Annotated in this window: 18 protein-coding genes; 11 read left to right on the forward strand and 7 right to left on the reverse strand. The window is 71.5% G+C overall.

All coding sequences use genetic code 11. The annotated features are described in order from the left end of the window. The first annotated feature begins 78 nt into the window (after nt 1-78). The 5 genes from BUB97_RS11900 (at nt 79) to BUB97_RS11920 (ending at nt 4,587) form a co-directional block, all read left to right on the forward strand. Nucleotides 79-2,067: a lytic transglycosylase domain-containing protein gene (locus tag BUB97_RS11900; protein ID WP_086062134.1), complete on the forward strand. Its 1,989-nt coding sequence runs from the start codon at nt 79-81 to the stop codon at nt 2,065-2,067. After that, nucleotides 2,064-2,909, forward strand: a complete 846-nt coding sequence (locus BUB97_RS11905; protein WP_073134952.1) for an alpha/beta fold hydrolase — start codon at nt 2,064-2,066, stop codon at nt 2,907-2,909. The genes BUB97_RS11900 and BUB97_RS11905 overlap by 4 nt, the downstream gene beginning before the upstream one ends. Beyond that, nucleotides 2,909-3,349 carry a phosphatidylglycerophosphatase A family protein gene (locus BUB97_RS11910; protein ID WP_073134954.1) on the forward strand — a complete coding sequence of 147 codons (441 nt, stop codon included), beginning with the start codon at nt 2,909-2,911 and terminating at the stop codon, nt 3,347-3,349. Before BUB97_RS11905 ends, BUB97_RS11910 begins: the two co-directional genes overlap by 1 nt. Continuing rightward, complete coding sequence (locus BUB97_RS11915; RefSeq protein ID WP_073134956.1) at nt 3,349-3,849, forward strand: CinA family protein; 501 nt, start codon at nt 3,349-3,351, stop codon at nt 3,847-3,849. The genes BUB97_RS11910 and BUB97_RS11915 overlap by 1 nt, the downstream gene beginning before the upstream one ends. A 213-nt stretch (nt 3,850-4,062) precedes the next feature. Beyond that, nucleotides 4,063-4,587, forward strand: coding sequence for a GNAT family N-acetyltransferase (locus BUB97_RS11920; RefSeq protein WP_073134958.1), 525 nt, complete (start codon nt 4,063-4,065; stop codon nt 4,585-4,587). Here BUB97_RS11920 and BUB97_RS11925 read toward each other — a convergent pair. Further along, nucleotides 4,562-5,626, reverse strand: coding sequence for a threonine aldolase family protein (locus BUB97_RS11925; protein WP_073134960.1), 1,065 nt, complete (start codon nt 5,624-5,626; stop codon nt 4,562-4,564). The two genes, BUB97_RS11920 and BUB97_RS11925, sit on opposite strands and share 26 nt — an antisense overlap. Before the next feature lie 343 nt (nt 5,627-5,969). After that, a complete protein-coding gene (locus tag BUB97_RS11930) occupies nt 5,970-6,872 on the reverse strand; it encodes a LysR family transcriptional regulator (RefSeq protein WP_073134962.1) in 903 nt (300 codons plus the stop codon). 97 nt (nt 6,873-6,969) lie between these two features. Here BUB97_RS11930 and BUB97_RS11935 point away from each other — a divergent pair, with 97 nt between their 5' ends. Together BUB97_RS11935 and BUB97_RS11940 are read left to right on the forward strand one after the other, a co-directional pair. After that, complete coding sequence (locus tag BUB97_RS11935) at nt 6,970-7,971, forward strand: aldo/keto reductase (RefSeq protein ID WP_073134963.1); 1,002 nt, start codon at nt 6,970-6,972, stop codon at nt 7,969-7,971. Nucleotides 7,972-8,234: 263 nt separating this feature from the next. Then, nucleotides 8,235-10,601, forward strand: coding sequence for a M10 family metallopeptidase C-terminal domain-containing protein (locus BUB97_RS11940; RefSeq protein ID WP_073134965.1), 2,367 nt, complete (start codon nt 8,235-8,237; stop codon nt 10,599-10,601). 16 nt (nt 10,602-10,617) lie between these two features. Here BUB97_RS11940 and BUB97_RS11945 read toward each other — a convergent pair whose 3' ends face one another. From BUB97_RS11945 to BUB97_RS11955, 3 genes are all read right to left on the reverse strand, one after another. Next, nucleotides 10,618-11,787 (reverse strand): DNA topoisomerase IB, encoded by a 1,170-nt coding sequence (locus BUB97_RS11945; protein WP_073134967.1) that lies wholly within the window; start codon nt 11,785-11,787, stop codon nt 10,618-10,620. A 67-nt stretch (nt 11,788-11,854) separates the two neighbouring features. Beyond that, nucleotides 11,855-12,211 (reverse strand): hypothetical protein, encoded by a 357-nt coding sequence (locus BUB97_RS11950; RefSeq protein ID WP_073134969.1) that lies wholly within the window; start codon nt 12,209-12,211, stop codon nt 11,855-11,857. 39 nt (nt 12,212-12,250) lie between these two features. Further along, complete coding sequence (locus tag BUB97_RS11955) at nt 12,251-12,955, reverse strand: alpha/beta fold hydrolase (RefSeq protein ID WP_073134971.1); 705 nt, start codon at nt 12,953-12,955, stop codon at nt 12,251-12,253. A 719-nt stretch (nt 12,956-13,674) separates the two neighbouring features. Between BUB97_RS11955 and BUB97_RS11960 the strand changes: the two genes are divergently transcribed. From BUB97_RS11960 to BUB97_RS11975, 4 genes are all read left to right on the forward strand, one after another. Then, complete coding sequence (locus BUB97_RS11960) at nt 13,675-15,348, forward strand: DEAD/DEAH box helicase (protein WP_408906133.1); 1,674 nt, start codon at nt 13,675-13,677, stop codon at nt 15,346-15,348. Between the two features lie 185 nt (nt 15,349-15,533). Then, nucleotides 15,534-16,742 (forward strand): acyl-CoA dehydrogenase, encoded by a 1,209-nt coding sequence (locus tag BUB97_RS11965; RefSeq protein ID WP_086062137.1) that lies wholly within the window; start codon nt 15,534-15,536, stop codon nt 16,740-16,742. A 64-nt stretch (nt 16,743-16,806) separates the two neighbouring features. Then, nucleotides 16,807-18,084 (forward strand): class I SAM-dependent RNA methyltransferase, encoded by a 1,278-nt coding sequence (locus BUB97_RS11970; protein ID WP_073134973.1) that lies wholly within the window; start codon nt 16,807-16,809, stop codon nt 18,082-18,084. A gap of 52 nt (nt 18,085-18,136) precedes the next feature. Beyond that, nucleotides 18,137-19,123 carry an MBL fold metallo-hydrolase gene (locus tag BUB97_RS11975; RefSeq protein ID WP_073134975.1) on the forward strand — a complete coding sequence of 329 codons (987 nt, stop codon included), beginning with the start codon at nt 18,137-18,139 and terminating at the stop codon, nt 19,121-19,123. A 43-nt stretch (nt 19,124-19,166) separates the two neighbouring features. On the opposite strand, the gene BUB97_RS11980 is transcribed toward BUB97_RS11975, so the two are convergent. Together BUB97_RS11980 and BUB97_RS11985 are read right to left on the reverse strand one after the other, a co-directional pair. After that, nucleotides 19,167-19,535 (reverse strand): HesB/IscA family protein, encoded by a 369-nt coding sequence (locus tag BUB97_RS11980; protein WP_073134977.1) that lies wholly within the window; start codon nt 19,533-19,535, stop codon nt 19,167-19,169. Nucleotides 19,536-19,546: 11 nt separating this feature from the next. Then, on the reverse strand, nt 19,547-19,933 hold the full coding sequence (locus BUB97_RS11985; protein ID WP_073134979.1) for an SUF system Fe-S cluster assembly protein: 387 nt from the start codon (nt 19,931-19,933) through the stop codon (nt 19,547-19,549). Nucleotides 19,934-19,937: the final 4 nt, after the last annotated feature.

The raw sequence follows: 19,937 nt of genomic DNA on the forward strand, positions 1-19,937 counted from the left end.
CCGGCATGGGGGGCAGGCAAGGGCTTGCCAGCATCGCGGCGCGGCCCGAGTTTGCGGCGCCACCGCCGGAGCCAGCCCATGCCCCTGACGGCCCTCTCCATCCGTACCGTGCCGCGCCTTGCCTTGTTGCTCGGCCTCGGCCTGGCCGGCCAGACTGTCGCGCCGGCCCAGGCGCAGCCCTGGGCGAACGAGACGCAGCGCACCGCCGGGCGGGCCGCGCTGGCCCTTGCCAATGGCGGCCGACATGTCGCCGCCGAGGCCGCGGCCATGCAGGCCGATCCCCTCGTGCGGAAGATCGCGCTCTGGTTGCGGCTCCAGCAACGCGGCCAGGGGACCGGAGCCGAGTTGGCAGCCTGGGTGGCCGAGAACCCGGACTGGCCCCTGCCGCTCACCCTGAACCGCCGGACCGAGGAGGCGCTGGCCAGCGACCCGGACGATGCCCGCGCCCTGGCCCATTTCGCCCGCAACCCGGCTATTACCCTGGATGGGGCGCAGCGCCACGCCGACGCCCTGTCGCGCACCGGCGATGCCGCCCGCGCCACCGCCATCCTGCGCGCCGCCTGGGCAGGCGGCTTCGGGGATGCCGCGGCCGAGGGGGGCTTCGCCGAGCGCAACGCCGCCATCCTGACCGCCGAGGACCGCTGGCGCCGCTTCGACCGTTTCTTCCTCTCCCGGGACCTGGGCGACGCCGCCCGCGCCGCGAACTGGCTGGATGCCTCCCAGCGCGCGCTGGCCGATACCCGCCTTGCGGTCGCCAGCGAACGCGCGGGGCCGGTGATCGAGGGCAACGACCTCGGCCTCCTGGCCGCCAGCGCGCGCCAGCTCCGCCGGCAGGACAGGGATGCCGAAGCCGCCGCGGTCTGGGCCACCGCCGCGCCCCTGCAGCGAGACCTGCCGGCCGAGGCCGCCAAGGCGATCTGGGCGGAACGCCAGATCCTCGCCCGCAAGCTCATCCGCCTCGGCCAGGACCGGCTCGCCTACCAGACCGCCGCGCAGCACGGGCAGGCCGAGGGTGAGCCGAGGCTGGAGGCGGAGTTCCTGGCCGGCTGGATCGCACTCCGCCGGCTGAACGAGCCGGCCCTCGCCACCCGGCATTTCGCCCTGCTGGGCGACAACAGCGCCAGCGTGATCACCCGCGCCCGCGCCGCCTATTGGCAAGGGCGCGCCCTTGCCCCCACCGATGCCGCGCGCGCCCGCGCCCGCTATGGCGAGGCGGCCCTGCTGGGCACGGCCTTCTACGGCCAACTCGCCGCACTCGCCCTGGGCGAGGACGAGGCCCGGCTTTCCGCCCGCATCCGAGCCATCGCCCCGCCCCAGCCGAGCGAGGAGGCCCAGCGCCTCTTCCTCGGCCGGGAGCTGGCCGCGGCGGCGGCGGCGCTGGCCGATCTCGGCGACCAGCGCCGGGCGCGCATCTTCCTGCTGCGGATGGAGGAACTCTCCCCCGACTCGGCCGACCGTGTCCTGATCGCCCGGCTCGGCATGGCGCTCGGCCGGCCGGACCACGCGGTCTGGATCGCGCGGCGCGCGGGGGCCGATGGGGTGATGCTGCTGCCGGAGGGCTGGCCCGCCCCCTACGCCGCCCCTTCCGGCGTGCTGGAACCGGCCATCGTCAACGCCATCGCCCGCCAGGAGAGCAACTTCGACCCGGAGGCCGTTTCCTCGGCCAATGCGCGCGGGCTGATGCAGCTCCTGCCGGGCACGGCCGCGGGCGTCGCGCGGAAGCTGGGCATGGCCCATCAGGTCGGCTGGCTCACCAGCGACCCCACGCACAACATGCGGCTGGGGTCGCAATACCTGGCGGACCAGATGACACGCTTCGGCGGCAATCTCGCCCTGGCGGCGGCGGCCTACAATGCCGGGCCCGGGCGGGTGCAGGAATGGCTGGGCACCTATGGCATGCCGGGCGAAGGCGGCGTGGACGTGATCGACTGGATCGAGCTGATCCCCTTCTCCGAAACGCGCAACTACGTGCAGCGGGTGGTGGAGAATGCGGTGGTGTACCGGGCGCGCGACGCGGCGACCGCCGGCATGACCCACCCCCTGAAGCCCTGGATGACCACGCCTTGAGGCCCATCACGCGCCGCGTCGCCGCCCGCGACGGGCTGCTGCTGAATGCACTGGACTGGGCCGGGGACGAGCGCCGCACCCCCCTGCTCTGCCTGCCCGGCATCTGCCGCACCGCCTGGGACTACGAGCTGCTGGCCGAGCGCCATGCCGGCAAGCGCCGCGTCGTCGCGCTCGACTACATGGGCCATGGCGACAGCGCCCGCGCGGCGGAGCTGTCGCGCTACCGGCCGGAACGGGCGGCGGGGGATATCCTCGACGCCTGCACGGCGCTGCACCTGCCGCGGGTCGTGGTGGTCGGCACCTCCTTCGGCGGCCTCATGGCGATGGTGCTGTCGATCCTCCGGCCGACGCTGATGCGGGCGGCGGTGCTCAACGACATCGGGCCGCGGATCGACCCTCGCGGCCTGGAACTGGTCGGCGGCTTCGCCGGGCACGACCCGGGCTTCGCCGGGATCGACGATGCGGTCGCCTATCTCCGCGGCATCATGCCGCGCGTGCCGCTGCCCGATGATGCCGCCTGGCGCCGCTTCGCCGCGCTGACCTACAAGCAAGGCGAGGACGGGCTCCTCCATCCCCGCTGGGACACGCGGATCCAGCAGGCCATGGAAGCCGGAGGCGGCGCGCCCGATCTGGGCAATGCATTCCGCGGGCTGCGGCCGATCCCCGCCATGCTGATCTGGGCCGAGGCCAGCGAGTTCCTCTCCGCCGAGACGGTCCGCGAGATGGTGCGCGACAAGCCCGACCTGGAACTGGTCACCCTGCCCGGCGCGGGCCATGCCCCCACGCTGGAGGAGCCGGAGCTGGTCCGGCCCGTGGATGACTTCCTGGACCGCATTCCCTGATGAACCTCCCGACGGCGGTGCTGAGCCTTGGCGGCCTCGGGCGGCTGAGGCCGGCACCCGGCACCTGGGCTTCCGCCCTGGTCCTGCCGGCGGCCCTGCTCGGTCCCTGGTGGTGCCTCGCCCTGGGCGTCGGCTTCTCCGTCGCCGGCCTCTGGGCCGTTTCCCGCCTGCCGGAGGCGCAGGAGGATCCGGGCTGGGTGGTGGTGGATGAAGCGGCCGGACAGTGCCTCGCGCTCGCCGCCCTGCCGCCGGATGCCTCGGGCTGGTGGGTCCTGCTGGGCTTCGCGCTGTTCCGCGCGCTGGATATCGTGAAGCCCGGCCCGATCGGCTGGGCCGACCGGATGGAGGGGAGCCTCGGGGTCATGCTGGACGACATCTTGGCCGGGCTGCTGGCGGCCGCGGCGCTTCTGGCCCTGCGGGCCCTGGGGCTGCCGCACTGATGCTGCCCGCCGCCACCCTCGAAAGCGCCGCCGCCCTCCTCGACCTGCTCCGGTCCCGCGGCCTGACCGTCGCGACCGCGGAGTCCTGCACGGGCGGGCTGATCGCCGCCGCCCTGACCGCCGTGCCCGGCTCCTCGGATGTCGTGCTCGGCGGGTTCGTCACCTATTCCAACGGGATGAAAACTCGCCTGCTCGGCGTGCCGGAGGAGATCCTCTCCACTGTCGGCGCGGTGTCCGAAGCCTGTGCCGAGCGGATGGCGTCCGGTGCGCTGCATGCGGCCGGCGCCGACATCGCGGTTGCCGTCACGGGCATCGCCGGCCCCGGAGGCGGCAGCGCCGAGAAGCCGGTCGGCCTCGTCTATATCGGCGTGGCCCGGCGCGGCATGCCGACGGAGGTGCGCCGGCACCTCTTTCCGGGCGACCGGGCGGAGGTGCGGGCCGCCACCGTTGCCGAAGCGGTTCAGTCTACCATGAGAATGGCCGAACCGCTCACGAGGTAGCGCAGCACGAAACAGGGCAACCCGTGTAGGTGTGGCGCATTTGCCCGCATGTGTTGCATCTATCGCACCATCCTGCCCGCTATGATGATGCACCGGTCGCATCAGGTAGCCGGGCGGGTCACGCGATTGAGGCTGCTGGAGAATGGGGATGCACAAGTGCCCAAGGGTGAATCATGGCCTGCGCCGAGCGCGGCAGTTCCGAGCCCAAGTGGCATGACCTCCATCGTCCGTGCCGCCGGGCCTTCCGATGCGGAAGGCCTCGCGGCGTTGCTCGGCGAGATGCAGGCCCATTACGGCGCTCCGGTGACGGAGGCGGACGCGCTGGAGGCAGCGCGTCTCCTCTGCTCCTTACCGCCGGAAGGCTTCAACCCCCGCACGCTGCTGGCCCTCGAGGACGGCATTGCGATCGGCTCCTGCGTGCTGAACGTAATGCTCCCGGCCGCCGAGCTGCGCCACTCCCTCTATATCCGGGACCTTTTCGTCTCGGCGCGCGCACGCCGCCGGGGCACCGGCCGCGCCCTGGTTACCGGTGCGGCGAAGCTGGTGCGCGAGGGGGGATTCTGCGCCCTCGACTGGACCACGGACTCCCTGAACCTGCCCGCACGCCGCCTCTATGATGGCATCGGCGGACGCGTGCTGAGCCGGACCTATTACCGGATCGAGACCGGCGCGCTCGGCGGCCTCCTGGGCGAGGACGGCGCCGAGCCCGGCGTCAGGCGCGCAGCAGGCGGCGGATAGCCTCCAGCGTCGCCCCAATCATCGGCGCCTCGACATCGAGATGGGTGCAGGCGCGAAGGCGCCCACCCAGTGCGCTGACGGCGATCCCCTCGGCGCGCAGCGCGGCCTGCAGCTCCCCTGCCCCCATCCCGGCGCCGGCCGGGTCGAAATAGACCAGGTTCGTTTCCGGCTCCTGCACCGTCATGCCGGGAATCTGGCCCAGCCCCGCCGCCAGGCTGCGGGCATTCGCATGGTCCTCCGCCAGCCGGTCGATATGGTGGTCCAGCGCGTAGAGGCAGGCGGCCGCGCAGATGCCGGCCTGGCGCATCGAGCCGCCGAGGCGCTGCTTCCAGCGCCAGGCACGGCCGATGAATTCACTGGAGCCGGCCAGCACGGCACCCAGCGGCGCGCCAAGCCCCTTGGTGAAGTCCAGCCACACCGTGTCGAAGCCCGCGCACATCTCCGCGGCCGGGATGCCGGAGGCGACGCAGGCATTCATCAGCCGCGCGCCGTCCATATGCGTCGCCCAGCCCTGCTCCCGCGCGATGCCCGTCAGCTCGGTCAAGGTGTTCAGCGGCCAGACGGCGCCGCCGCCGATATTGGCCGTCTGCTCTATCTCGAGCAGCGTCTGGGGCGGCGAATAACGGCCGTGCCCCCGGATGGCGGCCCGCAGCGCCGCCGCATCGAACATCCCGCGCTCACCGCGCAACGGGTGGATCTGCACCCCCGCGACCGCGGCGTGGCTGCCGCCCTCGCTGCTCAGGATATGCGCGGTCTCATGCGCCAGCACCTCGTCGCCCGGCCGGCAATGGGTGTTGATGGCGACCACGTTGCACATGGTGCCGGAGGGCAGGAACATCGCCGCCTCCTTGCCCAGCAAGGCCGCCATCCGGTCGCAGAGCAGATGGACAGTGGGGTCGTCGCCATGCTGCTCATCCCCGACCTCGGCCTCCATCATCGCCGCCTTCATCGCCGTAGTGGGGCGGGTCTGCGTGTCCGAATAAAGGTTGATGCGGACAGGCGGCGCGCCGGGGGCCGGGCGCTCGGGGGCATGGACCATGAAGGCTCTCCGCGACGGGTCGCGGAAGCTTCTGCCAGCCCCGGGCCCGGACGGAAAGTGGCGCTCATGCCGCGGGGCTTCTGTTCTGATCTGTTGGTTTGTCCCGGGGAGAGGAAGAAAGAATTCTTCCTCTCCCCGGGCCCCTCACCATCATCTTTTCTATCAGTTTGGAATCACGGGGCTGACGGTGCGCCTCGGGTCATGGACCCGAGGCGACTGCAAGAGCCCCCTCACCAGAGACCCTACCGATCCGGAGCATCCAGGGCAGTCAGACGGGGTTCCAAGGGCCTCAGGCCCTTGGCGCGTGAGGGCGGAGCCCTCAACGGCAAGACCTCCGCCTTTCCTACCGGGGAGTGCCAGGGCTCCCCTTCACGAAATCCACGAAGGCCCGCAGCGCGGCCGGCATGTGACGGCGGGACGGGTAGTAGAGGAAGGGCCCGTCGAAGGGCGGCAGCCAGTCGTCCAGCACCGTCACCAGCTGCCCGGCCTCCAGCGCCGGCCGGGCCCAGCCATCGAAGGTGACGTAGAAACCCAGGCCTTCGATGGCCGCCGCGATGCCGAGCTGCGCATCCGTCGTGATGAGCGGTCCCTCCGGCCGGATCGTCACCACCTCACCGTCCCGCTCGAACTCCCAGGGCAGCATGGTGCCGTTGCCGAAGCGCGTGCGGATGCAGGGAAGGCGCAGCAGGGCCTGCGGCTCGGCCGGCCGGCCCGTCCTCGCGATCAGCGCGGGGGAGGCGACGACAACGTAGCGCTGCGTGCCGCCCAGCGGCACCGCGATCATGTCGCGGGCCAGGCTTTCACCGTAGCGCACGCCCGCATCGTAGCCGGCGCTCACGATATCCACGAAGCCACTCTCCGAGGTGACGTCCATCACCACCCGCGGATGCAGAGGCACGAAGCGGGTGATCAGCGGGGCGAGGACGAGCTGGGTGGCTGGCGGCGGGGCATTGATCCGCAGGAGGCCAGAGACGGCGGCCGCCCCCTCCCCGGCCGCGTCCAGCGCGGCGGCGATCTCGCCCAGGGCCGGGCGTAGCCGTGCCAGGAGCCCGGCCCCGACCTCGGTTGTCCTCACGCTGCGCGTGGTGCGGTTGAGGAGCCGCGCTCCCACGCGGTCTTCCAGAGCCCGAATGCGCTCCGTGGCGCTGGAGGGGGAGATGCGCAGTTCCGTCGCGGCGCGGCGGAAGCTGCCATGCCGCGCCACCGCCTCCAGCAGCTCCAGATCCTCCAGCGACGCCCTGATCATTCGCGAGTCCCGAACAGCTCATGCAGATCATACGGGATTAAGCCTGGGCCGGCGTCAGCGCATATCCGGGCCACCCCCTCTGGAAAGGAGCCCTCCCATGGAACAGCGCCGCCTCGGTAGCACCGGCCCCCTCGTGTCCGCCCTCGGCCTCGGCTGCATGGGCATGTCCGACCTCTATGGCCCGGCCGACCGTGCGGAGGGTCTCGCGACCATCGCCATGGCGGTGGAGCGCGGCATGACCCTGCTCGACACCGGCGACTTCTACGGCATGGGCCACAACGAGATGCTGATCGGCGAGGCGTTGCGCAGCCTCCCGCGCGAAAGCCTCGCCATCAGCGTCAAGTTCGGCGCCCTGCGCGGCCCGGACGGGGAATGGAACGGCTATGATTCCCGCCCCGCCGCCATCCGCAACTTCGTCGCCTATTCCCTCCGCCGCCTGGGCACCGATTACATCGACATCTACCGCCCCGCGCGGCTCGACCCGGACGTGCCGATCGAGGAGAGCGTCGGCGCGATGGCCGAGCTCGTGAAGCAGGGCCATATCCGCCATATCGGCCTTTCCGAGGTCGGCGCCGCGACGATCCGCCGCGCCCATGCCGTCCACCCGATCAGCGACTTGCAGATCGAGTACTCCCTCCTCTCCCGCGGGATCGAGGAGGACATCCTCCCCACCTGCCGCGAGCTGGGCATCGGCGTCACGGCCTATGGCGTGCTCTCCCGCGGGCTCATCAGCGGGCATTGGTCGAAGAACCCGAATGCGGGCGGCGACTTCCGCGCCTTCTCCCCGCGTTTCCAGGGCGAGAACCTGGACCGCAACCTGGCCCTGGCCGAGGCACTGGGCCGGGTCGCCGAAGCGCGCGGGGTGACCCCGGCGCAGATCGCCATCGCCTGGGTGGCCTCGCGCGGGTCCGACATCGTGCCGCTGGTCGGCGCCCGCCGTCGCGACCGGCTGGAGGAAGCCCTGGGCGCCCTCTCCGTTGCGTTGGACGAAGCGGCCCTGGCGGCCATCGAAGCCGCCATCCCGCCCGGCGCCGCGGCTGGCGCCCGCTACCCCGAAGCCCAGCTGGCCCATATGGACAGCGAGCGCCCGAGGGGCTGATCCGCCCGCCCTTCGATCTGGGCACGAAACATCATTGTTTCGCGCCCAGGTTGTATCTTGACGGAGAATTTCGCCCGCAGCAAAGCGATGGACTTGGCTTTTCAGGCTCCCGGCCCAGGGAGGATGCCCGGGGCGATCGCGATACCTGGCTCCCGGCCGGCCCGCGCGCCCCCCCCTCCGCATCCGCCCGGCCTCCGTCAGCCTGGCCCCGCACAAGCACCGCACCGGCCGGCGCCGGGTCAGCGGTGAGGAGGAACACGCGCATGGCTCAGTATCCATCGCTCATCACCCTCGGCGCGCTGGACGGGACGACGGGCCTCCGGCTCGCCGGGGCCCTCGCCGGCGACCGCGCCGGCAGCTCCGTCGCCTCCGCCGGAGACGTGAACGGCGACGGGCTGGAGGACATCCTGATCGGTGCGCTCGGGGCGAATGGCGGGGCCGGCGCGGCCTACATCGTCTTCGGCCGCCAGGGCGGCCCGCCGGCCGACCTCTCCCTGGCCACGCTCGATGGCACCAACGGCTTCCGCGTCGATGGCGGCGGGGGCAGCCTCCTCGCGGGCAGCTCCGTCTCCTCGGCCGGCGACATCAACGGCGACGGCTTCGACGACATCCTCATCGGCGCGCCGGGCACGCTGGGGCAGACGGGCGCGACCTATGTCATCTACGGCCAGGCCGGCCCCTTCGACCCCTCGGTGAACCTCGCCTCGCTCGACGGCACGAACGGCGTCCGCATCCTCGGCCAGCCCTCCTCGAGCGCCGGCCAGTCCGTCTCCTCCGCCGGGGACGTGAATGGCGACGGGATCGACGACTTCATCATCGGCGCCCCGGATGCCACCTGGATCGGCCTGCCCTTCGGCGCCGTCCATGTCGTCTTCGGCACGGCCGACGGCATGCCGGCCGATCTGTCCCTGGACAGCCTGGATGGCACGAACGGGTTCCGCATCAACGGCGCCACCCCCTTCTCCCGGACCGGAGCCTCCGTCTCCTCGGCGGGGGATGTGAACGGGGACGGTTTCGACGACCTCCTAATCGGCGCACCCAATGGCCTCGGCAGCGATTCGGGCAGCGGCGCGGCCTATGTGCTCTTCGGGCGCGCGAGTGGCTTCACGTCCGACATGCTGTTCAGCGGGCTGGATGGCACGAACGGCTTCCGCATCCCCGGTGCCGCGGCCGGGGACCGGCTCGGCACCTCCGTCGCCTCGGCGGGCGACGTGAATGGCGACGGATATGACGACATCATCGTCGGCCGCCCGGTCGCACAAGGCGGAAACCCCACCGCCGCCTATGTCGTGCTCGGCCATGCGGGCAGCTTCCTCGCGGATCTGCCGCCGGCCACCCTCTTGGGCCTCAACGGCTTCTCCATCAGCGCGCCCTTCTCCTTCGACGCGGCGGGCACCTCGGTCGCCTCCGCCGGGGACGTCAACGGTGATGGCTTCGACGACCTCCTGATCGGTGCGCCAGGCCCGAGCGGCGGTTTCCTGCTCGGCAGCACCTATGTGGTCTTCGGCCAGGCCTTCAGCTTCCCGGTCGTGGATCTCGGTACGCTGGACGGGACGAACGGCTTCCGTCTCGGGGGCGAGCAGCCCGGCGACATGGCCGGCCTGTCCGTCTCCTCGGCCGGGGACGTGAACGGCGACGGGTTCGACGATCTCGCCGTCGGCGCGAACGCCTCCAGCCTCGGTGGCGCGGGCAGCGGCGCGGCCTACATCATCTATGGCCGCGCGCCCGACACGGCGGTGAACCGCTCGGGCACCAACGCGGACCAGACCCTGGCCGGCGGCGCCTTCGACGACACGCTGGACGGCGCCGGCGGGGCGGACCGTCTTTTCGGCGGCGCGGGCAACGACACCTATTTCGTCGACAATGCGGGCGACGAGCTGCGCGAGGAGGCGGGCGCCGGCGGCGACGTGGTCTGGGCGAGCACGGGCTGGACCCTGGGCGCCGGCCAGGCCGTGGAGGTCATCCGCGCCAATGCCGGGGCGTCCGGCATCACCCTCACCGGGAACGAGCTGGCCAACTGGCTCGTCAGCGGCGCCGGGGAGGACGTGCTCGCCGGGGGTCTCGGCAATGACAGCTTCCACGTGAATGACGCGGGGGACCAGGTGATCGAGGCCGCGGGGGGCGGCACGGACACGGTCATCGCCTATGTCAGCTACGCCCTGGCCAGCGGCCAGGAGATCGAGGTGCTGCGCGCGAATCCCGAAGCAGCGGGGCTGATGCTCACGGGCAACGAGTTCGCCAACCGCGTCATCGGCGCGGATGGCATCGACATCCTGGTCGGCGGCCTTGGCCAGGACACCCTGACCGGCGGCGCCGGCGAGGACAGCTTCCTGTTCCAGAGCCTCGCGGACAGCCTCGCCAGCGCGTCCCGCGACCTCATCAGCGATTTCGTCTCGGGTGAGGACCGGATCAACCTCTCCGCCCTCCAGGCGGTGGAGGGCGCCGAGCTGGACCAGGCCTTCACCTTCCTCGGCACCGGCGGCTTCACCAAGCAGGCGGGCCAGTTGCACCAGATCACAGCGGGCTCGAACACCATCGTCGAAGGTGATGTGAACGGCGATGCCAGGGCCGACTTCCAGATCCTCATCAAGGGCCACCTCACCCTCCAGCACGCCGACTTCGTGCTGTAGGCGCTGCTAGGGGCTGCTAGGGGCTGGCCTCCGCGCCGGCCCGCTCGGCCTTCTTCTGCCGGGCCTTCGCCGCCGCCCGCTTCGGTGCGGGCGGCGCCTTCACCGTCTTCAGCCGGGCGAGCAGGGCCAGCACCGCCGCCTCCTCCGGCCGCAGGCTCTCCATCTCCTCGCGGAGCTCCTCATCGGCCGCCTCGGCGATCTCCAGCGCGAGCTGCCCGGCCATGTAGCCCTCCAGCAGGTCGGGATGGACATAGCACTTGCGGCAGACGGTCGGCGTGTTCCCGAGGCGCGAGGAAACCTGCTCGATCGCCGCCCGGATGTTCCGCTTGGCCGCCGCCTGGCTGTCGAAGGTCTCGAACTCCCGCAGCGCCAGAGCGGCCATCACCGTGCCGGCCCAGGTGCGGAAGTCCTTGGCCGTGATCTCGCGCCCGGTGATCTCCCGCAGGTATTCGTTCACGTCGCCGGAGGTGACGTCATGCGGTGTTCCGTCCTCATCCGTATAGGCGAAGAGCTCCTGCCCCGGCAGGTCCTGGCAGTCCCGCACCACCTTGGCCACGCGCCGGTCCTGCACCCCCAGCTTCCAGGTCTTGCCGCTCTTGCCCTTGAAGGCGAAGCGCATGGTGCCGCCCTCCACCTTCACATGCCGGTTGCGCAGCGTGGTCAGGCCGAAGGAGCCGTTCTCCTTCGCATAGTCGTCATTGCCCACGCGGATCAGCGTCGTCTCCAGCAGGCGCACGATGGTGGCGAGCACCTTCTCCCGCGGCAGCCCCTTGCGGCCGAGATCGGCCGCCACCCGCGCGCGGATGGCCGGCAGGGCCGCCGCAAACTCCGCCATATGCTCGTATTTCGTCGCGTCCCGCGTCTCGCGCCAGCGCGGGTGGTAGCGGTACTGCTTGCGCCCGCGCGCATCCCGCCCCGTGGCCTGGATATGCCCGTTCGCCAAAGGGCAGATCCACACATCCGCATAGGCCGGGGGGATGGCCAGCGAGCGGATTCGCTCCAGCACCGCCTCGTCCTTGATCTCCGCGCCCGACGCGTCGCGATAGACGAAGCCCTCCCCCCGGGGCTCACGGGTGATGCCGGGCCTGGAATCGCTGACATAGCGTAGTCCCGCCGCCCGTGCGGCCTCGCGCGGGTCGACGATGATCTCGCCCGCATCCGGGTCGTTGTTCGAATCACGTGGCATGGCGTCGTCCCTGTCCGGGAGGGAAGCGGCCCGCCAGGCCCCTGGTTTCAGAACAGCGGCCGGGGCGTCAGCCCACCCGGCCCCAGGCCCGTCCGCCATTCGGCGCCGGGCAGCCGCAGGCATCCCCGGCGGAGAGCGTGCGGTCGAGCGGGCAGATATAGGCGCCGGCATAGCAGGTCTGCCCCGGAGGCCGGGGCGGCACCACTACTACCGGCGGCGGCGCATAGGCCGGATAGGGCGGCACGGTCCAGGCCGGCGGTGGCACGGGATAGGCGTAGGGATACGGGTAGGGATAGGCGGGATAGACCGGATAGGCTGGCCCGAACCCGAAACCAAAGGTCACCTGTGCCTCGGCCGGTGCGGTGGAAAGGAAGGGCAACGCCGCCAGCGCCGCCGCCAGGAAAAGGCGTCTGAGCTCGGTCATGTCGCCGAGATGGGAAAGCCCGGCGGCGGCCGGAAGGCCTCAGCCCAGCCAGTCCCGCATCATCGCGGTCACGACCTCCGGCGCTTCCATGGGCTGGAGATGCGCGCAGCCCGGCACACGCCGCAGCACGGCTCCCCGAATGGCCTCGGCCATCTCCTCCGCCAGCTCCGGCGGGGTGAGGATATCCGCCTCCCCCACCCCGACCAGGGTGGGCACCGCGATGCAGCGGAGGTCGCCGCGCGAATCGGGCCGCCCGAGGATGGCTGACTGCTGCCGCAGGAAGGCGTCGCGCCCGACGCGCTCGGCCATGGCCATCACCTCGGCGGCCAGCGGCCCGGACTGATGATCCTGGTGCAGGAGACGGGGAAGCAGCCGCGGCGTGACCCCCCGGAACTGGCCGGAGCGGGTGAGCGACATGAGCCCCTTCCGCTGGCGTGACTGCTCCGGCGTGTCCGGCCGGGCGGAGGTATCGAAGAGCGCGAGGCGTTCCACCCGCCCGGGCACCTGCCGCATCACCTCCAGCGCCACATAGCCGCCCATGGAAAGCCCGGCGACGGCGAAGCGAGCCGCGCCCGCCCCATCCATGGCCGCCACCGCCCGCGCCGCCATGGCGGCGAGGTTGTCATCCCGGGTGAGGTCTGCCACCACGGGGGCGGCGATATCGGCAAGCCCGGCCGCCTGGTCCCGCCAGAGCCGCTCGTCACAGAGCAGGCCGGGCAGGAGGAGGAGGGGCAGGACAGTCATCCCGCGTGTCAAACATGGCGGCACCGCGGGCGCAACCGCCCGGAATGGCCGTTCAACCTTGCATCCCGGACGTTGCGGGCGCATATCGCGCGCACGCGGCTGCGTGCCGCGCGGCCGTGATTCCTGCCCCGAGGCAGGGGCGGCCGCGCCACGCCGGACCATAGGCCGGGCGCTTCCGGCCATGCCGCACGGCGCCCGACCCCTTTGACGACGCAGCCCGACTTTCGCCGCCCCCGCCGGAACCGGCCGGGCGGCGGCACAGGAACACACGCTTGACCGAACACGAACAGCCCCGCCCCGCCGACAGCGACGCCGAGGGGACCACCCCCGAGGCCCAGGCCCCGGCGACCCTGCCGGAGGCCCCGCGCGAGGCCCTGCCCGAGACGGGCGGGAACGGCGGCCCCATCGGCATCAGCGAAGGCGCCGCCGACGGCGACCCCGTGGGCGAGGGCACCTCCCCCCGCTTCGCCGAAACCCCGGCCGCCTTCGAGGCCGCCGAGCCGGTCGAGGCGCTCGCCGCCTCGGACGCCCCCGATGCGGGCGAGACGGGCCCGGATGCCGAGGACGCCGGTGAGACCGGCGCCGACGGCGAGGAGACCGGCGAGACCGGTGCCGATCTCGACGAGTCCGGCTCCGCGGGCGCCGACGAGGACGAGGAAGACGACGAGGAGGAAGAGGACGAGGAGGAGGAGGCCGCCCCCCGCGCCACCTTCTCGGATCTGGGCCTCTCCGATCCGATCCTCCGGGCCGTGGCCGAATCCGGCTATGTCCACCCCACCCCGATCCAGGAAGCCGCGATCCCCGTCGTGCTGATGGGCCGGGACGTGCTGGGCTGCGCCCAGACCGGAACGGGCAAGACCGCCGGCTTCACCCTGCCCATGCTGGACATCCTGGCCGGCTCCCGCGCCAAGGCCCGCATGCCGCGCAGCCTCATCCTGGAGCCGACGCGCGAGCTGGCGCTGCAGGTGGCCGAGAACTTCGTGAAGTACGGCAAGTACCTGAACCTCACCCACGCGCTGCTGATCGGCGGCGAAAGCATGGATGAGCAGAAGCAGGTGCTCGAGAAGGGCGTGGACGTGCTGATCGCCACCCCGGGCCGGCTGCTCGACCTGTTCGACCGCGGCCGCATCCTGCTGGCGGACTGCAAGGTCCTCGTCATCGACGAGGCGGACCGCATGCTGGACATGGGCTTCATCCCCGATGTCGAGCGCATCGTCTCGATGCTGCCGAAGCTGCGCCAGACCCTGTTCTTCTCCGCCACCATGGCGCCCGAGATCAAGCGCCTGGCCGATGCCTTCCTGCAGAACCCGCGCGAGATCAGCGTCTCCGCCCCCGCCTCAGTGGCGACCACCATCACGGCCGGCCTGTTCTGGGTGCAGGAGCGCGACAAGCGCGAGGCTCTGCGGCGGCTAATCAAGAGCCAGTCGGTGCAGAACGCGCTGATCTTCTGCAACCGCAAGGTTGATGTCGACATCCTCTACAAGAGCCTGAAGAAGCACGGCTTCAGCGTCGGCGCCCTGCATGGCGACCTCGCCCAGTCCGTCCGCTTCGCGACTCTGGAGAAGTTCAAGGCGAACGAGCTGCAGCTTCTCGTCTGCTCGGATGTCGCCGCGCGCGGCATTGACATCGGCGGCCTCTCCCACGTCTTCAACTTCGACGTGCCCTTCCATGCCGAGGACTATGTCCACCGCATCGGCCGCACCGGCCGTGCCGGGCGCGAGGGCCATGCCTATACCCTGGCGACCGCCGATGAGGCGAAGGCCGTGGTGGCGGTGGAGACCCTGACCGGCCGCCCGATCCCGCCCATGACGATCGAGGGCCTCGACCCTGTCGATCCCGCCGATATCGAGGCGGCGCTCAAGGCCACGGGCCGTGGGCGCGGCCGGGGGCGGGGCGGCGAATCCCGCGGGCGTGATGCCGGCCGCGATTCAGGCCGCGATTCGGGCCGGGGCCCGCGCGGCCGTGGCGAGCCGCGCCGCGAACGGGGCGGCGAGCCCCGCAGCGGTGGCCGCGACGGCAGCCGTGGGCGCCGGGACGAGCAGGCCCCGCGCGAGCAGGCGCCGCGCGAGGAGGCTCCGCGCGAGGAGCGCCAGGCGCGTGCCCCCCGCGAGGAGCGCGAGACGCCCCGCCGCGAGCACGGGAGCCGCTCCGGCGACCGGGTGCTGGAGGAGGTGAACCGCGACGCCGCTCGCGAGTGGAACCGCAACGACCGGAGCCGGGACGAGCGCCCGCGCCGCGACCGCGACGACCGCCCGCGCCGGGATGAGCGCCGCTATCGGCAGGAGGACCTCGGCCCGTCCGTGGTCGGCTTCGGCGATGCCGTGCCGGCCTTCATGCTGATCCCCGTGCCGCGGCCGAAGCGCCACCGCGACGACGAGGCCGAGGCGGCCTGACAGCCGCCCGTATCGTGCAGGGAGACAGGACCGTCTCCCCGCCGAAGACAGGAGGAGGACCCCGGCCCTCCTCCAAGCAGGAATAGACATCATATGGCCCGGAACAGGGCCCCGGGCATGGCAGTCCCGCGCCCTCTGGGGCAGGATGCGCCGCCTTCTGGACTGCCCATAAGAGGAACGCAGAGATGAATGTCGTCACCCCGATCAAGTCCGCCGCCAAGATGGGCGCCTTCGTGTGGGACGACCCCCTGTTGCTGGAGGAGCAGCTCACCGAGGACGAGCGGATGATCCGCGACGCCGCGCGTGACTTCTGCCAGTCCAAGCTCCTCCCGCGCGTCATCGAGGCGACCCGCCGCGAGCATTTCGACCGCGAGATCATGAACGAGTTTGGCGAGATGGGCTTCCTGGGCGCCACGCTCGACAGCCATGGCTGCGCCGGCGTCGGCTACGTCTCCTACGGCCTGATCTCGCGTGAGGTGGAGCGGGTGGACAGCGGCTACCGCTCCGCCTTCTCCGTGCAGTCCTCCCTCGTCATGTACCCGATCTGGGCCTTCGGCTCCGAGGAGCAGAAGGACAAGTACCTGCCCAAGCTGCGCACCGGCGAATATGTCGGCTGCTTCGGCCTGACCGAGCCGGATGCGGGCTCCGACCCCAACTCCATGCGGACGCGGGCGAAGAAGGTGGATGGCGGCTATCTCGTCTCCGGCTCCAAGACCTGGATCTCCAACTCCCCCATCGCCGATGTCTTCGTCGTCTGGGCGAAGGACGACGAAGGCGTGCTGCGCGGCTTCATCCTCGACAAGGGCATGAAGGGCCTCACCGCGCCGAAGATCGAGGGCAAGCTCTCGCTGCGCGCCTCCGTCACGGGCATGATCATGATGGACGAGGTCTTCGTGCCGGAGGAGAACCGGCTGCCGGGCGTGAAGTCCCTCGCCGGCCCCTTCTCCTGCCTCAACCGCGCCCGCTACGGCATTGCCTGGGGCGTGATGGGCGCCGCCGAGGATTGCTGGTTCCGCGCCCGCGAATACACGATGGGGCGCAAGATGTTCGGACGCCCGCTGGCCCAGACCCAGCTTATCCAGAAGAAGCTGGCCGACATGCAGACCGAGATCACCCTCGGCCTGCAGGGCGTGCTGCGCCTCGGCCGCCTCTTCGACGAGCACAAGGCGGCGCCGGAAATGATCTCCATGATGAAGCGCAACAACTGCGGCAAGGCGCTCGATATCGCCCGCGTCGCGCGCGACATGCATGGCGGCAACGGGATCGTTGACGAGTACCATGTGATCCGCCACGCGGTGAACCTCGAGACGGTCAACACCTATGAGGGCACGCATGACGTACACGCCCTCATCCTCGGCCGGGCCCAGACCGGGCTGAACGCCTTCGGCGGCTAAGCCGTCCCTCATCGTGTTCTGAAGGGGCGGTCCCTCGGGGCCGCCCTTTTTTTTGGATCAGACCATGCGCGTGACCATCGAGGCCCTCGGCGCTGCCGGCGACGGCATTGCCCGCGACGAGGCGGGACGCCCCCTCTTCATCCCCTTCGCCCTGCCGGGCGAGGTGGTGGAGGCCGAGCCCGGCGCGGCGCGCGGCGATGGCCGAACGGCGGTCCTCCAAGCCGTCGAAACCCCCTCCCCCGATCGCGTCGCCCCGCCCTGCCCGCATTTCGGCACCTGCGGCGGCTGTGCCGTGCAGCATCTGGCGGATTCCGCCGTGGCGGCCTGGAAGGCGGCGCACATCGCCGAGGCCCTCTCCCGCGCCGGCTTCCGGGACGTACCCGTCGAGGCGGCCAAGCCCAGCCCGCCCAACAGCCGCCGCCGGGCCGACTTCGCCGTTCGCCGCGGGCCGGGCGGCATCACCATCGGGTTCCATGCCCGCGGCTCCTCCGAGCCCTTCGACATGGCCGTTTGCTTCGTCGTCGAGCCGCGCATCCTCGCCCTCGTCGAGCCGCTGCGCGCCCTCTTCGCCACCCTGCCAGCCCTGCACCGCGCCGGCTCTGCCATGGTGAACCTGCTGGAGACCGGGCCCGACCTCTGGCTGCGGACCGACGCCCCCCTCGCCCCGAAGGACCGGACCAACCTTGCCGCCTTCGCCGCGGCGCAGGGCATCCCGCGCATCGCCTGGTCGCGGGAGGGCACGCGCGATACGCCCGAGGTCGCGGCGCAGGAAGGCCCCGTCATGACCAGCCTCTCCGGCGTCCCCGTCTCGCCGGCGCCGGGCGCCTTCCTGCAGGCCACGCCGCAGGGCGAGGCGGCCATCATCGCCGCCGTCCTGCACGGCCTGCCCCGGCGCATGCCCGGCAAGCCACGCATCGTGGAGCTGCATGCCGGCCTGGGCACCCTCTCCTTCCCGCTCTCTGCCCGGGGCCGGGTGGAAGCCTATGAGGGGGCGGCCGAGGCCGTCTCGGCCCTCGCCGCAGCGGCCGGGCGGGCGGGCGCGCGGGTGAAGGCCACGCGGCGCGACCTCGTGCGCCAGCCCCTCCTGCCCGCCGAGCTGAACGGCGTCGCCGCCCTGGTGCTGGACCCGCCCTTCGCCGGCGCCGCGGAACAGGCCGCCATCCTCGCGCGCTCCTCCATCCCCCGCGTGATCTACGTCTCCTGCAACCCCGCCGCCCTGTCGCGGGACCTCGCCGCCTTCGCCCGTGCCCCGGGCTGGCGCGTGGAAGCGGCCGTGAGCGTGGACCAGTTCCTCTGGTCGTCGCAGGTCGAAGCGGTGGTCACCCTCGCACGCGGCCCTTGAACTCTCGCCCGGAGTCCAGAACTCTTCGGCCTACCCCTGAGGGAACGGACCGATGCAACGACGTGCGATGCTGGCGGCCGGGCTGGCCGCCCCAGCCCTGCTGACCGCCGGGGAGGCTCGGGCGCAGGCGCCAGCCCCGGCGCAGCCCCAGCCGGTGCCGCCCCAGGCGCCCGGCTACTACCGCTTCCTCGTCGGCCAGCACCTCGTGACCATGCTGCATGACGGCCAGGCGATCCGCCCCAACCCGACCCAGGGCTTCGTCCGCAACGCCTCGGCCGAGGAGGTTACCGCCTCCATGCGCGCCCAGGGGCTGAACCCGGCCCAGCTCGTGAACCCCTTCACCGTGCCGGTGGTCCGCACGCCCCGGGGCACGGTGATGTTCGACACCGGCAACGGGCCCCAGACGGCGGCCGATAGCCGCGTGGGCCAGCTGCCCGCGAATCTCTCGGCGGCCGGCATCGATCCCGCCTCGATCGACATCGTCGCCTTCACCCATTTCCACGGCGACCATGTCGGCGGCCTGCTGGATGGCTCGGGTAACGCCGCCTTCCCCCGCGCCCGTATCATCGTCCCGGAGAAGGAATGGGCCTTCTGGATGGATGAAGGCCAGGCCAGCCGCGCGCCGGAGGCGATGCGCCCTGCCTTCGCCAATGTCCGCCGCCGCTTCGCGCCCTATGAGAGCCGCATCGAGCGCGTGGCCGAAGGGGCGGAGATCCTGCCCGGCCTGCGCCTGAACGAGACGCCCGGCCACACGCCGGGCCACAGCTCCTACCATCTCTCCGACGGCGACGCGCAGGCGATGATCCTCGGTGACCTGACCAGCCGCCCCGAATTCAACCTCACCAATCCCGGTTGGCACGTCATCTTCGACATGGACCCGGCCCAGGCGGAGGCCACGCGCCGCCGCGTGTTCGACCGCGTGGCGACGGACCGCATCCGCTGCGTGGCCTATCACTGGCCCTTCCCGGCGAACGGCACCGTCCTCAAGGAGGGGAATGGCTACCGGCTGGTGCCGGCCGAATGGTCGAGCGTGGTGTGAGGTTCACCGGTCCCGCGGCGCGATCGCGCCGCGGGACCACGCATCAGATGTGGAAGCTCTCGCCACAGCCGCAGCGGCCCTTCTCGTTCGGATTGGTGAAGGTGAAGCCGGCGGACATCGCCTTGCGCTCGTAATCCATCACCGTCCCGATCAGGAACAGGGTCGCCTTGCGGTCCACCAGCACGGTCACGCCCTTGTCCGTGACCGTCTCGTCCGCCGGGCCCGCCTCATCCACCCAGTTGATCTGGTAGGACATTCCCGAGCAGCCCTTGGTGGAGACGGAGATACGCAGCAGCTTCCCCTCCCCCTTGGCATAGAGCCCACGCAGCCGCTCCGCCGCCGCGTCGGAAAGCGACATCAGCGGCGGCAATGCGCGGCGGGTCTTCGGGGCTTCGGTCGTCGTCGTACCCATGGCGCCCTCCTCTAGTACATGTTCAGAGCGAGCTTCGCGTCCTCGCTCATCCGCGACGGATCCCAAGGCGGATCCCACACGATCTCGACCTTGGCCGAGGTGACGTTCGGCACGCCCCTCACCGCCTCCTCCACCTGCCCCGGCAGTTCCTGCGCCGAGGGGCAGGAGGGCGTGGTGAGGGTCATGTCGATCTTCACCGCCCCGTCATCCTCGACCTCGACGGCATAGATCAGGCCGAGCTCGTAGATATCGACAGGGATCTCGGGGTCGAACACGGTCTTCAGCGCATCCAGCACCGCGACCTCGCTCACCCGCGTGGGCGCGATGGGCCCGTCTGGCGACCAGGCCTCATGCGTCGCACCCTCGCTCGCCCCGGGATGGGCCCCCGTATGGGTCATGGGC

This window comes from Muricoccus roseus (genome assembly GCF_900141905.1).
GTDB lineage: Bacteria > Pseudomonadota > Alphaproteobacteria > Acetobacterales > Acetobacteraceae > Roseomonas > Roseomonas rosea.